Here is a 13,374-nt window from a genome sequence, read left to right as displayed (position 1 = left end):
TATGCCCGCTCGCGGGCCGTGCGTCTGGGAGCATGTGCAGACGTGCCCACCGCCCGTTTCCGGATGAACCAGACCATGCTGCTGCCGGTGGGCATGCTGGCCATCTGCGTGCTGCCCTTCGCCCTCGGCTCGCCGTGGACAGCGGTGTTCCTGCTCGTGCCGGTCGTCGCGGGGGCCTGGGTGCGCCGCAGCGGCGTCGACGTCGGCGAGGACGCCGTCACCGCGCGGTCGCTGGTCGGCAGCCGCCGGGTGCCGTGGACCGACGTCCTCGGCATCCGGGTCTCCCCCGCGGGGGAACTGTGGCTGGTGACCCGGCAGGGCACCGAGGTCCGGCTGCCCGCGGTGCGGGCCCGTGACCTGCCGGTGCTGTCCCGCTTCTCCGGCGGCCGGATCGACGTCCCCGCCGCCCCGGAGTCCGGACCCGCCTGACCGCGGAGGGGCTCGCGGCTCAGGCGACCTGGTTCTCCCGCCGCAGCGCCCGGGCGCCGAGCACCGTGAGCCAGCCGGCCAGGCACCACAGCGCCAGGCCGGCGAGCAGGACCACCCAGCCGGTGAGCAGCAGCAGGCCGGTGAGCTGGCCGACGGTCACCAGGATCACCGGGAGCACCGCCACCCCGGCCACCTGGGAGGCTGCCTGCACGCTGCGCGCCTGGGCCGAGACGAGCACGGTGAGCCCCAGTGCGGCCGCGCTGAACGCCGGGCCGAACCACAGCACCATCAGCAGCCAGGACCCGGTGGGCAGCAGCAGGTGGTGCAGCGTCGACCAGAACAGCACGTCCAGGGCAGCGCCGTAGGCCAGCGAGCTGGCCAGACCCACGACCAGCGCCGGCACCCAGGCGCCGAGCAGCTTGCCCAGCAGCACCTCGGTGTCGGTCACCGGCGCGAGCAGCAGGCCCTCGATCGTGCCCCGCTCCCGCTCCCCCGCCACCGCGTCGGTGGCGATCACCTGCGCGACGACGAGCGGCACCACCAGCATCAGCGGCGGCACCACGTAGCTGGCGAAGACCAGCGCGAGCCGGACCGACGGGTCGGCCGGCAGGGCGTCGAGCACCGGCCGCGGCACGAGCTCCAGGATGCGGGCGAAGTCGCCCAGGTCGACCGACACCTGGCTGATGCCGAAGGCCAGCGCGGGGAACACGACGACGAAGACCAGCGGCACGATCAGCATGGGCGCCAGCACGCCCTTGTCGCGCGCGACGGCCGTGAGGTCGCGGCGGGCGATCGCCCGGACGGCGTCCCCGTTCACGCCGCACCTCCGTCCCGAGTGGTGTGCAGGCTGAAGTAGAGGTCGGCCAGCGTGTGGTGCCGAGGCGCGACGGCCTGCACCCGCACCCCGTCCCGCAGCAGGTCCGACAGCAGCCCCGGCACCCCGGCCCGGTCGACCCCGGGCACCTGGAACTCCCCGGCTCCGGTGCGCTCGCCCGGCGTGCCGCGGCGGCGCAGGACGGCGGCCGCGGCCGTCTCGTCCGCGGGGTCGCACCCCAGGTCGACCACGGCGGTGACGTCCAGCCGGGCGGCCAGCTCGGCCGGCGGACCGGAGGCCACCACCCGCCCGGAGGCGAGGATGACCACCTCGTCGCACAGCTCGGCCGCCTCGGCCAGGTCGTGCGTGCAGAGCACGACGGTGCGTCCCTGGCTCCGGCTGGCGGTGCGGACGAGGTCGCGCAGTTCCCGTGCCGCGACCGGGTCCAGCGCCGACGACGGCTCGTCCAGCAGCAGCACCGGGGGCTCGGGCAGCAGCACCCGGGCCAGCGCCAGCCGCTGGCGCATGCCGGCGCTGAACGTGCCGGCCCGGTCGTCGGCGCGGTCGGCCAGCCCCAGTTCCTCCAGCACGGCGGCCACCCGCGGCGCGACGGCCGCGGCGGGCAGCCCGAACAGCCGGGCGGCGAACACGAGGTTCTCCCGGGCGGTCATCCGCAGGTCGACCAGCTGCGAGCTGGGCAGCACACCGAGCCGGCGGCGCACCCACACCCCGTCGGTGGTCGGGTCGTGGCCGAGCAGCCGCACCTGGCCCCGGGTGGGCGCGACCAGCCCGGCCACCAGCCGGGTGACGGTGGTCTTGCCCGCCCCGTTGTGCCCCAGTAGCCCGACAACCTGCCCAGGCTCGGCCCGGAAGGTGACGTCGTCGAGCGCGGTGGTGTCCCCGAACTGCCGGGTGACGCCGGTCAGCTCGATCGCCGGCGCCGGTCGGGCGACCTGCTCGCGCGGGGTCACCGCCGTGACCGCGCCGGTCACCGTCGCACCCGCTCGCCGGCCCGGACGCCCAGCCGGTCCCGCTGGCCGCAGACGCCGACCCGATGGTCGACCCGGGCCTCCTGCTGGACGTCCACGGTCGCGGCGCACGCCGTGCAGCCGGCGAGCAGACCGTGGGTGGCGAGGTGTCCTCCCATGACCGGCCTCCCGAGGGCGCGCTGACCTGTCCCCACCCACTGGTTGCGGGGTGGGAACAATCTAGGGAACGGTCCCGGACCGGGCCAGGCCCCGCAGCCGACCGGCAGGCAACGCACCGCGAACTCACAGGCACGTCACGCGCTGGACCCCGACCGCGTTCGGGGTCCAGGGAGGTCAGTACTCGTCGACCACGTTCGCCAGGGGCTCGCCCCGCAGGATGCGGCCGAGCTGGTCGGTGAGGGCCTGCGCGGCCCGGTCGTTGGTCTGCGGCACGGCGCCGCCCACGTGCGGGGTGAGCAGCAGGCCCGGCGCCGACCACAGCGGGTGCCCGGCCGGCAGCGGCTCCGGGTCGGTGACGTCCAGGGCGGCGCGCAGCCGGCCGGACCGCAGCTCGGCGAGCAGGGCGTCGGTGTCCACGATGGCGCCGCGCGCGGCGTTGACCAGCAGCGCGCCGTCGGGCATGGCGGCGAGGAACTCGGCGTCGACCATGCCGACGGTCTCCTCGGTGACCGGCACGATGAGCACCACGACGTCGGCGTCGGGCAGCAGGCGGGGCAGGTCGTCGGTGGACAGCACGCCCTCGCGCGCGGTGCGGCCGACGTAGGTCAGCTCGACGTCGAAGCCGGCCATCATCCGCCCGATCCGCCGGGCGATGTCCCCGGCACCCACGACGAGCACCCGGGCCCCGACCAGGGACCGGTGGACGGCGGCCTGCCAGTGGCCGGCGTCCTGCTGGCGGACGAACGCGGGGATGCCCCGCTGCGCGGCGAGCGTGGCGGCGAGCACCCACTCCGCGGTGGACGGCGTGTGCGCGCCGCGGGCGTTGCAGAGCACCAGCCCGCCGGGCAGCCGGCCGGCGAACGCCTCCGCGCCCGCGGTCAGCAGCTGCACCACCCGCAGGTGCGGGGCCCCGTCGGCCAGCCACGCCGGGATGCCCGGCCCCCCGGGCACCCAGACCTGGGCGAGAGCGGCCTCGCCGGTGGGCGGGCCCTCCCCAGCAGGCAGCCGGTGCGCGCGGACCCGCGGTGAGACGGACTGGGCGGCGGCGGCCAGGGCCCGCGAGGGCACGAGGACGTGCAGGGTGTCGGCGGGGCCGAGGTCGACGTCGGGCACGGTCTCCGAGACTAGGGGCCGGGCCCGGGCGCGCGGGCAGCGCCCCGGCACGGCACCGGGGGCGGGGTCGTCCCGCGAGCCGGGCCGGGGGCCGGTCCGCACGTACTGTGGCAGGGGTGAGCCGCCCGACCACCCGCCGCGCCGCCTGGGTGTCCGCTGCACTGCTGGGCTCGGTGCTGCTGGCCGGCTGCGGCAGCGACGGCTACGAGCCGAGCGGCCCGTGGCGCGCCGTGCCCGAGGGCGAGCCGCCGGTGGTCGCGCCACCCAGCCAGCAGCCACCCGGTCAGGCGCCGACCGACCCGGCGGACCCGGCCGACCCGGGCGACCCCGCGGCCGGCGACCCGAACGTGGTGGCCACCGACCTGGCGGTGCCGACCGGGCTGGTCGTGCTGCCCGACGGCAGCGCCATCGTGGGCGAGCGGGAGACCGGGCGCCTGCTGCAGGTCTTCCCCGACCGCTCCCCCGCCCGCGAGCTGATGACCGTGCCGGTCGACACCGCCGGCGACGGCGGCCTGCTGGGCCTGGCCCTGTCCCCGACGTACACCGAGGACGGGCTGCTCTACGCCTACCTGTCCACCGCGACCGACAACCAGGTGGTGCGCTTCCCGCTGGGGGGCACGCCCAACCCGGTGTTCACCGGCATCCCGCGCGGGGAGACCCACAACGGCGGCGGCCTGGTCTTCGCCCCCGACGGCACGCTGTACGTGGGCACCGGCGACACCGGCAACCCGGCCCTGGCCCAGGACCCGGCGTCGCTGGCCGGCAAGGTGCTGGCGATCGACGGCTTCGGGCAGCCCACCGTGGGCGGGGACCCGGTGTTCACCCGCGGGCACAGCGACGTCACCGCGCTGTGCCTGGGCGCGGACGCGGCGGTGTTCGCCACCGACGACTCGGCGCAGGGCCTCGACGAGCTGGACCGGCTGGTGCCCGGCGGCGACTACGGCTGGCCGGCGGAGTCGCCCACGACCGCCGACCCGGTGACCACCGTCGCGGCGGCCGACGGCGGGCTGGGCGGGTGCGCCGTCACCGCGGGGACGGTGTTCCTGGGCGCGCGGGACGGCAAGCGGGTGCACATCGTCACCCTGGACGGCAACGGCGTCCCGACCGGTGAGCCCGCGGACGTGCTGGGCGACAGGTACGGGCGGTTGCGCACCGTCGTCGTCGACGCGCAGGGCGGGCTGTGGGTCACCACGTCCAACCGGGACGGGGCGGGCACCCCCGCGGCCGATGACGACAAGGTGCTGCGGATCGTGGCGCCGACGTCGTCGGGGGACTCCCCGCTGTGAGGCGGGGCCCCGGTCACCCGGTCTGACCGACGACCCGTTCCTCCAGCATGCGGCGGACGGTGGCGGCGTCGGCCTGCCCCTTGGTCGTCTTCATGACCTGACCGACCAGGGCACCCAGGGCCTGCACCTTGCCGGCCCGGACCTTGGCGACGACGTCCGGGGCGCCGGCGATGGCGGCCTCGACGGCGGCGACCAGCTCGTCGGACTCGCCCAGCACGGCCAGGCCGCGCGCCTCGACGACCTCGGTCGGCCCGCCCTCGCCGGCCAGCACGTGGTCCAGGACCTGACGGGCCAGCTTGTCGTTGACCCGGCCCTCGGCGACCAGGCCGGACAGCTCGGCGACCTGGGCCGGGGTGATCGGCAGGTCGGTGAGCTCGGTGCCGCTCTCGTTGGCCCGCCGGGCCAGCTCACCGAGCCACCACTTGCGGGCCTCGGCGGGTGAGGCCCCGGCGGCGACGGTCTCGGCGACGACCCCGAGCGCCCCGGCGTTGAGCAGCCAGGTCATCTCGGTGTCCGACAGGCCCCACTCCTGGATGAGCCGGGCCCGCCGGGCGGCCGGCAGCTCGGGCAGCGCCAGCCGAAGCGACTCCACCCACGCGGCGTCCGGGGCGAGTGGCACCAGGTCGGGCTCGGGGAAGTACCGGTAGTCGGTGGCCTCCTCCTTGCTGCGGCCCGGGGACGTCGAGCCGGTGTCCTCGTGGAAGTGCCGGGTCTCCTGCCGGATGCGCACGCCCTCGTCCAGCAGCGCGGCCTGGCGGCGGATCTCGTAGCGCACCGAGCGCTCCACCGACCGCAGCGAGTTCACGTTCTTGGTCTCGGTGCGGGTGCCCATCTCCAGCGCGCCGACCGGGGCGATGGACGTGTTCACGTCGCAGCGCAGGCTGCCCTGCTCCATCCGGACGTCGGAGACGCCGAGGGCCTGGATGATCTCGCGCAGCTCGGTGACGTAGGCCTTGGCCACCTCGGGTGCCTTGGCGCCCGCGCCGGACACCGGCCGGGTGACGATCTCGACCAGCGGGATGCCGGCCCGGTTGTAGTCGACCAGCGAGTGGTCGGCGCCGTGGATGCGCCCGGTGGAACCACCGACGTGCAGGTTCTTGCCGGTGTCCTCCTCCAGGTGCACCCGCTCGATCTCCACCCGGTGCGTCTCGCCGTCGACCACGACGTCCAGGTACCCCGAGACGCACAGCGGCTCGTCGTACTGGCTGGTCTGGAAGCCCTTGGGGATGTCGGGGTAGAAGTAGTTCTTCCGCGCGAACCGGCACCAGCTGGCGATCCGGCAGTTCAGCGCCAGGCCGATCTGGACGGTCGCCTCGATGGCGGCGGCGTTGGCCACCGGCAGCGAGCCGGGCAGGCCCAGGCAGACCGGGCAGGTCTGGGTGTTGGGCTCGGCGCCGAAGGTGGTGGAGCAGCCGCAGAACATCTTGGTGACGGTGCCGAGCTCGACGTGGGTCTCCAGGCCGATCACCGGCTCGTAGCGGGAGACGACGTCGTCGAAGTCGAGCAAGCGGTCGCCGGTCGTCGTCGTCACGGGGTGTCCTTCTCTGGTCGGGTGGAGGCCGGCGGCACGGAGCGCAGCATCAGGGCGGCGCCGACGGCGGTGAGGATGCCGAGCACCAGGAACACCGAGAACACGGCCCGGCCGGTGGTCGCCCAGCCGATCGCGCCCACCAGGACGACGAAGGCGGTCAGCGCCCACGCGGCCTTCAGCGCGCCATTCACGCCGGCCCCCCGGTGGTGCGCCGGGCGGCCAGCTCGTCGAGCAGCCGGTGCCCGCGGGCGGCGTCCTGCGCGGCCTCCAGTGCCGCGGCCACCCGGTAGCAGCGGTCGTCGGCCAGGGTCGGCGCCATGATCTGGAAGCCGACCGGCAGCCCGTCGGAGAGCCCGCACGGCACCGAGATGGCCGGGGTGCCGGCCAGGCTGGCCGGCAGCGTGCAGAGGTCGGCGGCGTACATGGCGATCGGGTCGTCGACCCGGGCGCCGAGCGGGAACGCGACCGTGGGCGTGGTCGGCGAGACGAGCACGTCGACCCCGTCGCCGTCGCCGGAGCCGAACGCCGAGGCGAAGTCGCGGCCGATCAGGGTGCGCACCTTCTGCGCCTGCCCGTAGTAGGCCTCGTAGTAGCCGCTGGACAGGGCGTAGGTGCCCAGGATGATGCGGCGCTTGACCTCGGCGCCGAAGCCCTGCTCGCGGGTGAGGGCCATGACCTCGTCCAGGTCGCGGCTGCCGTCGTCGCCGACCCGGAGGCCGAACCGGACGCCGTCGAAGCGGGACAGGTTGGACGACGCCTCGCTGGGCGCGATCAGGTAGTAGGCGGCCAGCGCCAGGTCGAAGCTGGGGCAGGACACCTCCCGCACCTCGGCGCCGAGACCCTCCAGCACCGCCAGGGCCTCCGCGACCCGGGCCAGCACGCCGGGCTCGTAGCCCTCGGCGTGGCCCTCGCCACCGAGCTCGCGAACCACGCCGATGCGCACCCCGGTGAGGTCGCCGCCCGCGCCCAGCCGGGCCGCCTCGGCCAGCAGCGGGTGCTGGCCGGGGATGCTGGTGGAGTCGCGCGGGTCGTGCCCGCCGATCGCCTCGTGCAGCACCGCGGCGTCCAGCACCGTGCGGGCCATCGGCCCGGCCTGGTCCAGGCTGGAGGAGAACGCGATCAGCCCGTAGCGGGACACCGAGCCGTAGGTCGGCTTGTGGCCGACCAGCCCGGTGAGCGCGGCCGGCTGCCGGATCGAGCCACCGGTGTCGGTGCCCAGCGCCCACGGCGCGAGGTGCCCGGCGACGGCCGCGCTGGACCCGCCGGAGGAGCCGCCGGGGATGCGCTCGGGGTCCCACGGGTTGCGGGTCACGCCGTAGGCGGAGTTCTCCGTGGAGGAGCCCATGGCGAACTCGTCCATGTTGGTCTTGCCCAGCAGCACCGTGCCCGCGGCCTTGAGCCGCGCGGCGACCGTGGCGTCGTACGGCGGGCGCCAGCCCTCGAGAATCCGCGACCCGCTGGTCGTCGGCACGCCCTCGGTGACCACGACGTCCTTGAGCGCCACCGGCACGCCGGCCAGCGGGCCGAGCTCGTCGCCGGCGGCCCGGGCGGCGTCCACCGCGGCGGCCGTGGCCAGCGCGGTCTCCCCGTCGACGTGCAGGTAGGCGTGCAGCAGGCCGTCGTCGGCGGCGATCCGGTCCAGGTGGGCCCGGGTGACGTCCACGGCGCTGACCTCGCCGGCGCCCAGCAGCCGGCCGAGCTCGGCGGCGTCGAGGTGGGTGAGGTCGGTGGCGGCGGGTGTCGTGGTCACGCGCTCTCCCCCAGGATCCGCGGCACCCGGAAGCGGTCGTCCTCGGACGCCGGGGCGCCGGCGAGCACGGCCTCCCGCGGCAGGCTCGGGGTGAGCTCGTCGGGGCGCAGCACGTTGGTCAGCGGCACGGCGTGCGTCGTGGGGGGCACGTCCGCCACCGCGGCGGTGCCGACACGGGCCACGGCCCCGAGCACGACGTCGAGCTGCCCGGCGAAGAGGTCGAGCTCCTCGTCGGTGACCGCCAGCCGGGCCAGGCGCGCCAGGTGGGCGACGTCCTCGCGGGAGAGGTTGCTCATGCTGTGGTGGAACCCCACTTCGACGATGTCCGGGCAGGTGCCCGGCGGGTCTGTACAACCCGATCACTGTACGTGCCGAGGGGACAGCGCTCGCGGGCGCGAGGCTGGTTGACGCCGCCCCGCCCCGGTACGGCAAGCTCGCCCCCACCACCGACCGCCACCGATCGACGCTGATCGCCCGACCAGTCGCCCCCGGAGGCCACGCGTGTCCTACCTGCTGCGGTTGGTCGTGCCCGACCGCCCCGGCTCGCTCGGTGCGGTGGCCACGGCGCTGGGCGTCGTCGGCGTCGACATCCTCTCCGTCGAGGTGCTCGAGCGGGGCAACGGCTACGCGGTGGACGACATCGTGGTCGAGCTGCCGGAGGACCGGCTGGCCGACTCGCTGATCACGGCCGCGCTCACCGTGCCCGGCGTGCAGGTGGAGTCGCTGCGGCCGTTCTCCGGCCCGCTGGACACCCACCGCGAGCTGGAGCTGCTCGACGAGCTGGCCCGGGCGGGGCGGCAGGGAGCCCACCTGCTGGCCGAGATGCTGCCCCGGGTGCACCACGCCGGCTGGGCGGTGGTGCTGCGCTGCACCGAGCCGGACGACGTCACCGTGCTGGCCGCGCACCCCGCCGCGCCCTCGCTGACCGAGCTGGCGATGCCCTGGCTGCCGCTGGGTGCGCCGCTGCTGCTGCCCAGCGAGGGCGAGTGGCTGCCCGAGCGGTGGCGGGAGATGGCCATCGAGATGATGGCCGCCCCGGTCGACGCGCGCGGGACGGCGGTGCTGCTGGGCCGCTCCGGCGGGCCGGCGTTCCGCCGCTCGGAGCTGCTGCGGCTGGCCCACCTCGCGGGCCTGGCCGCCACCGTCGCGGAGCTGCCGCCCGTCTGACCGGTCCCCGTATCCGGCTGACGTGCGGGGAGGAGCGCGCTGTCAGGCCCCGTCGGCCAGCGCGTCCGGCCCGGCCCCGGTGCCCGGCCCGGCCTCGGTGCCCGTCGCGGCCTGGGTGCCCGGCCCGGCCTCGGCGGCCTGGTCGGCCCCAGCGCCCTGCTGGGCCTCGGCGGCCTGCTCGGCAGGCGGCGCCGGCTCGCTGCCGTCGCCGATCGTGGCCACGGCGCGTGCCGCCTCCGGGCCCTGTTCCAGCAGCACCGCGAAACCGTCGTCGTCCAGGACCGGGGCCTTGACCGCGACGGCCTTGTCGTACTTGCTGCCCGGGTCGGCACCGACCACCACGAAGCCGGTCTTCTTGCTGACCGAGCCGGTCACCTTGCCGCCGCGCTCCTGGACAGCGGCGATCGCCTGGTCCCGGCTGTGGTCGCGCAGCGAGCCGGTGACCACCACGGTCACCCCGGTGAGCGGGCCCGGGCCGTCGTCGGACTCCGGGTCGGCCAGCCGCACCCCCGCACGGCGCCACTTCTCCACCACCTCGCGGTGCCAGTCGACGTCGAACCAGTCCCGCACCGCGGTGGCGATGGTGGGCCCGACCCCGTCGGCGGCGGCCAGCTCCTCCTCGACGGCTGCCTCGATGGCGTCCAGGGAACGGAAGTCCCGGGCCAGCGCCGCGGCCGCAGTGGGGCCGACGTGCCGGATGGACAGCGCGACCAGCACCCGCCACAGCGGCACGTCCTTGCGCTGCTGCAGGTTGGCCAGCAGCTTGTGCGCGTTGGCGGTGAGCCGGCCGTCCTTGCGGGTGTAGAACGACGAGCGGCACAGCGTCTGCTCGTCGAGGGCGAAGACGTCGCCCTCGTCCTCCAGCAGCTGGTCGGCCAGCAGCGCGGTGGCCGCCTCGTAGCCCAGCCCCTCGATGTCGAAGGCGCCGCGGCCGGCGACGTGGAAGACCCGCTCCCGCAGCTGCGCCGGGCAGGAGCGCGCGTTGGGGCAGCGGATGTCGGCGTCGCCCTCCTTCTCGTGCCGCAGCTCGGTGCCGCACTCGGGGCAGTGCGTGGGCATGACGAACGGGCGCTCGTCGCCGGTGCGCGCGTCGACCACCGGGCCGAGCACCTCGGGGATGACGTCGCCGGCCTTGCGCACCACCACGGTGTCGCCGATCAGCACGCCCTTGCGCACCACCTCGCTGGCGTTGTGCAGGGTGGCCAGCTGCACGGTGGAGCCGGCCACCGTGACCGGCTCCATGTGGGCGAACGGCGTGACCCGGCCGGTGCGCCCCACGTTGACCCGGATGTCCAGGAGCCTGGTCGTCGCCTCCTCCGGCGGGTACTTGAAGGCGATCGCCCAGCGCGGGGCCCGGCTGGTGGAGCCCAGGCGGCGCTGCAGCGCGATCTGGTCGATCTTGACCACGACGCCGTCGATCTCGTGCTGCACCGAGTGCCGCTGCTCGCGGTAGCGCTCGATGTAGGCCCACACGCCCTCGAGGTCGTCGACCACCTCGTAGCGGTCGCTCACCGGCAGGCCGAGCCCGCGGAGCAGCTCGTAGGCCTGCGACTGACGCTCCAGCTCGAAGCCGCGCCGGGCACCGATGCCGTGCACCACCAGGGCCAGCGGCCGGGACGCGGTGACCTTGGGGTCCTTCTGCCGCAGCGACCCGGCGGCGGCGTTGCGCGGGTTGGCGAACGGGGCCTTCCCGGCCTCGACCAGGCCGGCGTTGACCTCGGCGAAGGCGGCGACCGGGAAGTAGATCTCGCCGCGCACCTCGATCAGCTCGGGCACGTGGTCGCCGATGAGCTGCACCGGCACGTCGGCCATGGTGCGCACGTTGGCCGTGACGTCCTCGCCGGTGGTGCCGTCACCACGGGTGGCCGCGCGCACCAGCCGGCCGTCCTCGTAGACGATGGCCACCGCCAGGCCGTCGACCTTGAGCTCGCAGAGGTACCCGGCGGCACCGGCGCCGTCCCGCTCGGCGCGGGCGGCCCAGGCGGAGAGCTCGTCGCCGGAGAAGGCGTTGTCCAGGCTCTGCATCCGCTCCAGGTGCTGCACCGGGGCGAAGGTGGCGCCGAAGCCGCCGTTGACCTTCTGGCTCGGCGAGTCGGGGGTGACCAGGGCCGGGTGGCGCGCCTCCAGCGCCTCCAGCTCGCCCATGAGCTCGTCGTACTGGCCGTCGCTGACCAGCGGCGCGTCCTTGACGTAGTAGGCGAACGCCCACGCGTCGAGCTGCTCGGCGATCTCCCGGTGCCGGCTGCGGGCGTCGTCCGGCAGCTCGGTGACGTCGTCGGCGTCGAGGTGTGACGCGGGGCCGGCGCCGCCGGCGGTCACGTGCGTGCTCACGGTGCAGACCGTAGCCAGCGGTGACGACAGTCGACCGGCGCGTTCACATCGACCCCACCAACGGATTGCGTGTGCGCAGCTCCGGGAACCGACCGAAGTCGCGATCGGCCGTCCACAACTCGCGGACGCCGTGGTCCAGGCAGATCGCGGCGATCCGGGCGTCGTGCACCCGGATGCCGGCGACCTGGGACCGGCGCACGAGTCCGCGGAGGACCGCCCACGAGCCCGGGCCCTCACCGATGACCCGGGAGGAATCAGGTCTCAGCCACTCCTCTACCTGCGCGACGGCCTCGTCGGGACGACTCGCGGGATCGAGCATCCGCGGCCCGGTGACCACGGACAGGAACTCGCCGATGCACGGGGCAGGCAGTGCCACCGGCTCACGGGAGCCCAACAGGTCCCTGATGGCTGCGAACGCCGCCTGGTGCAGTGGGGTGTCCCGTCGATGCGCGTACACCAGCAGGTTGGTGTCGAGCGCGATCACCGGCCGGGGCCGTAGGCGGCGTCGAGGAAGGCGTCGTGGCCGCCGGCCAGGTACTCGGCCCGGATCCCCCGACCTCCGACACTGAGGTCCTGCAGGACGAAGGGCTCGTCCTGCGACCTCCGGTCCAGCAGCTGACGCAGCCCGTCCTCCACCAGCGACCGGAGCGACGTGCCGCGCCGTTCTGCTTCGGCCTTGGCCTCGGCGAACAGCGCGTCAGCAATGTCGATCGTGGTCTTCACACGGGTCACCATACCATTCGACCCGTACACCCGTATCGCTCAGTCGGGCAGCAGGTACCGGGCGGCCTCGCGCACGTGGGCCATCGCCGCACGCGCGTGCTCCGGGCTCGCCCCGGCCAGCCCGCAGGACGGCGTGAGGGTCACCGCGGTGTGCAGCTGGTCGGCCGGGAAGCCCAGCTCGTTCCACCAGGCGTGCACCCGGCGGGCGGTCGCCGCGGGCGTGGGCAGCGGCGCATCGGTGCCGGGCACGACCCCGACGAAGAGCCGGGTGCCGGCGTCCACGGCCTCGCCGACGGCGTCCAGGTCGTGCACCAGGCCGAGGTCGAAGGAGACGGCGGCCGCACCGGCGGCCCGGAACAGCGCGACCGGTGCCCGCGAGGCGCAGCAGTGCAGCACCACGGGGACGCCGATCGCCGAGACCAGCAGGTCCAGCTCGGCCTCCACGATGGTGGCCTCCACCGGCGGCAGCCTGCCGAAGCCGGTGATCGTGGGCAGCCCGCCCTGCAGCACCGCGGGCACCGACGGCTCGTCCAGCTGCACGACGACGCGGGCCCCGGGCACCCGGCCGGTGACGTCGGCGACGTGCTGCCGCAGCCCCTCGGCCAGCGACTGCGCGACGTCGCGGCGGGCACCCGGGTCGACCACCGCCCGGTCACCGCGGCTGCGTTCCAGCGCCGCGGTGAGCGTCCAGGGGCCGGCGCTCTGCACCTTGAACGGGCCCACGTGCCCCTCGGCCGCCTCGTGCAGGGCGTCCAGGTCGCGGGCGAGCATCTCGCGCGCACGGCGCAGGTCGTTGCCCGCCCGCGGCACCAGCCGCCAGCCCGCCGGCGTCAGGTCGACGGCGAGGTCGACCAGCAGCGCCGCGGACCGGCCCACCAGGTCGCTGCCGGCGCCCCGGCCCGGCAGCTCGGGCAGGTGCGGGAACTCCGGAAGCTCCCCGAGGACGACGCGCACCGCCTCGGCGGGGTCGGTGCCGGGCAGCGACCCGACACCGGAGGCCGGCCCCCACGTGGGCGGAGCAGGCCGGAGGTCGTCGCCGCTGTCGCTGGTCTCGCTCGGCGTGGGCACGACGGCGACGCTAC

15 protein-coding genes are annotated in these 13,374 nt (G+C 75.4%); 3 read left to right on the top strand and 12 right to left on the bottom strand.

What is annotated here, in order from left to right:
• The first annotated feature begins 42 nt into the window (after positions 1–42).
• Positions 43–429: a PH domain-containing protein gene (locus G1H19_RS17215; protein ID WP_162393499.1), complete on the top strand. Its 387-nt coding sequence runs from the start codon at positions 43–45 to the stop codon at positions 427–429.
• A gap of 19 nt (positions 430–448) precedes the next feature.
• Here the strand turns inward: G1H19_RS17215 and G1H19_RS24130 are convergent, their stop codons facing one another.
• From G1H19_RS24130 to G1H19_RS17195, 4 genes are all read right to left on the bottom strand, one after another.
• Positions 449–1,246, bottom strand: coding sequence for an ABC transporter permease subunit (locus G1H19_RS24130; protein ID WP_152728260.1), 798 nt, complete (start codon positions 1,244–1,246; stop codon positions 449–451).
• Positions 1,243–2,235 carry an ABC transporter ATP-binding protein gene (locus tag G1H19_RS24685; RefSeq protein ID WP_162393498.1) on the bottom strand — a complete coding sequence of 331 codons (993 nt, stop codon included), beginning with the start codon at positions 2,233–2,235 and terminating at the stop codon, positions 1,243–1,245. Before G1H19_RS24685 ends, G1H19_RS24130 begins: the two co-directional genes overlap by 4 nt.
• Positions 2,232–2,390, bottom strand: coding sequence for a hypothetical protein (locus G1H19_RS17200; protein ID WP_162393497.1), 159 nt, complete (start codon positions 2,388–2,390; stop codon positions 2,232–2,234). The genes G1H19_RS24685 and G1H19_RS17200 overlap by 4 nt, the downstream gene beginning before the upstream one ends.
• Before the next feature lie 175 nt (positions 2,391–2,565).
• Positions 2,566–3,504, bottom strand: a complete 939-nt coding sequence (locus tag G1H19_RS17195; RefSeq protein WP_162393496.1) for a 2-hydroxyacid dehydrogenase — start codon at positions 3,502–3,504, stop codon at positions 2,566–2,568.
• A 116-nt stretch (positions 3,505–3,620) separates the two neighbouring features.
• Here G1H19_RS17195 and G1H19_RS17190 point away from each other — a divergent pair, with 116 nt between their 5' ends.
• Positions 3,621–4,790 carry a PQQ-dependent sugar dehydrogenase gene (locus tag G1H19_RS17190; RefSeq protein ID WP_162393495.1) on the top strand — a complete coding sequence of 390 codons (1,170 nt, stop codon included), beginning with the start codon at positions 3,621–3,623 and terminating at the stop codon, positions 4,788–4,790.
• 13 nt (positions 4,791–4,803) lie between these two features.
• Here G1H19_RS17190 and gatB read toward each other — a convergent pair whose 3' ends face one another.
• From gatB to gatC, 4 genes are read right to left on the bottom strand one after another with little or no spacing between them, the layout of a single operon-like run.
• The gene (gene gatB / locus G1H19_RS17185; RefSeq protein ID WP_162393494.1) at positions 4,804–6,321 is read right to left on the bottom strand and encodes an Asp-tRNA(Asn)/Glu-tRNA(Gln) amidotransferase subunit GatB; all 1,518 of its coding nucleotides are present in this window, start codon (positions 6,319–6,321) and stop codon (positions 4,804–4,806) included.
• Positions 6,318–6,512: a hypothetical protein gene (locus G1H19_RS17180; RefSeq protein ID WP_162393493.1), complete on the bottom strand. Its 195-nt coding sequence runs from the start codon at positions 6,510–6,512 to the stop codon at positions 6,318–6,320. Before G1H19_RS17180 ends, gatB begins: the two co-directional genes overlap by 4 nt.
• Positions 6,509–8,071 (bottom strand): Asp-tRNA(Asn)/Glu-tRNA(Gln) amidotransferase subunit GatA, encoded by a 1,563-nt coding sequence (gene gatA, locus G1H19_RS17175; protein ID WP_162393492.1) that lies wholly within the window; start codon positions 8,069–8,071, stop codon positions 6,509–6,511. The genes G1H19_RS17180 and gatA overlap by 4 nt, the downstream gene beginning before the upstream one ends.
• Positions 8,068–8,367: an Asp-tRNA(Asn)/Glu-tRNA(Gln) amidotransferase subunit GatC gene (gene gatC, locus G1H19_RS17170; RefSeq protein WP_152728264.1), complete on the bottom strand. Its 300-nt coding sequence runs from the start codon at positions 8,365–8,367 to the stop codon at positions 8,068–8,070. Before gatC ends, gatA begins: the two co-directional genes overlap by 4 nt.
• 205 nt (positions 8,368–8,572) lie before the next feature.
• On the opposite strand from gatC, the gene G1H19_RS17165 reads away from it, so the two are divergent.
• On the top strand, positions 8,573–9,238 hold the full coding sequence (locus G1H19_RS17165; RefSeq protein WP_162393491.1) for an ACT domain-containing protein: 666 nt from the start codon (positions 8,573–8,575) through the stop codon (positions 9,236–9,238).
• Between the two features lie 42 nt (positions 9,239–9,280).
• On the opposite strand, the gene ligA is transcribed toward G1H19_RS17165, so the two are convergent.
• The 4 genes from ligA to G1H19_RS17145 are packed head-to-tail and all read right to left on the bottom strand — an operon-like array spanning position 9,281 to position 13,360.
• A complete protein-coding gene (gene ligA, locus G1H19_RS17160; RefSeq protein ID WP_162393490.1) occupies positions 9,281–11,569 on the bottom strand; it encodes an NAD-dependent DNA ligase LigA in 2,289 nt (762 codons plus the stop codon).
• Between the two features lie 43 nt (positions 11,570–11,612).
• On the bottom strand, positions 11,613–12,053 hold the full coding sequence (locus tag G1H19_RS17155; RefSeq protein WP_162393489.1) for a type II toxin-antitoxin system VapC family toxin: 441 nt from the start codon (positions 12,051–12,053) through the stop codon (positions 11,613–11,615).
• Complete coding sequence (locus G1H19_RS17150) at positions 12,050–12,292, bottom strand: type II toxin-antitoxin system VapB family antitoxin (RefSeq protein WP_152728266.1); 243 nt, start codon at positions 12,290–12,292, stop codon at positions 12,050–12,052. Before G1H19_RS17150 ends, G1H19_RS17155 begins: the two co-directional genes overlap by 4 nt.
• A 39-nt stretch (positions 12,293–12,331) precedes the next feature.
• Entirely contained in the window at positions 12,332–13,360 is a 1,029-nt protein-coding gene (locus tag G1H19_RS17145) for a methionine synthase (protein ID WP_162393487.1), read from the bottom strand.
• Positions 13,361–13,374 lie beyond the last annotated feature (14 nt).

The organism is Goekera deserti (genome assembly GCF_010685995.1).
Lineage (GTDB): Bacteria > Actinomycetota > Actinomycetes > Mycobacteriales > Geodermatophilaceae > Goekera > Goekera deserti.
The sequence above is the reverse complement of the archived record's forward strand: the minus strand, read 5'-3'. Positions and strand labels throughout refer to the sequence as shown.

Coding starts and splice junctions, on each gene's coding strand:
- gatC (WP_152728264.1), bottom strand. CDS start 8,367: ATGAGCAACCTCTCCCGCGAGGACGTCGCCCACCTGGCGCGCCTGGCC.
- G1H19_RS17200 (WP_162393497.1), bottom strand. CDS start 2,390: ATGGGAGGACACCTCGCCACCCACGGTCTGCTCGCCGGCTGCACGGCG.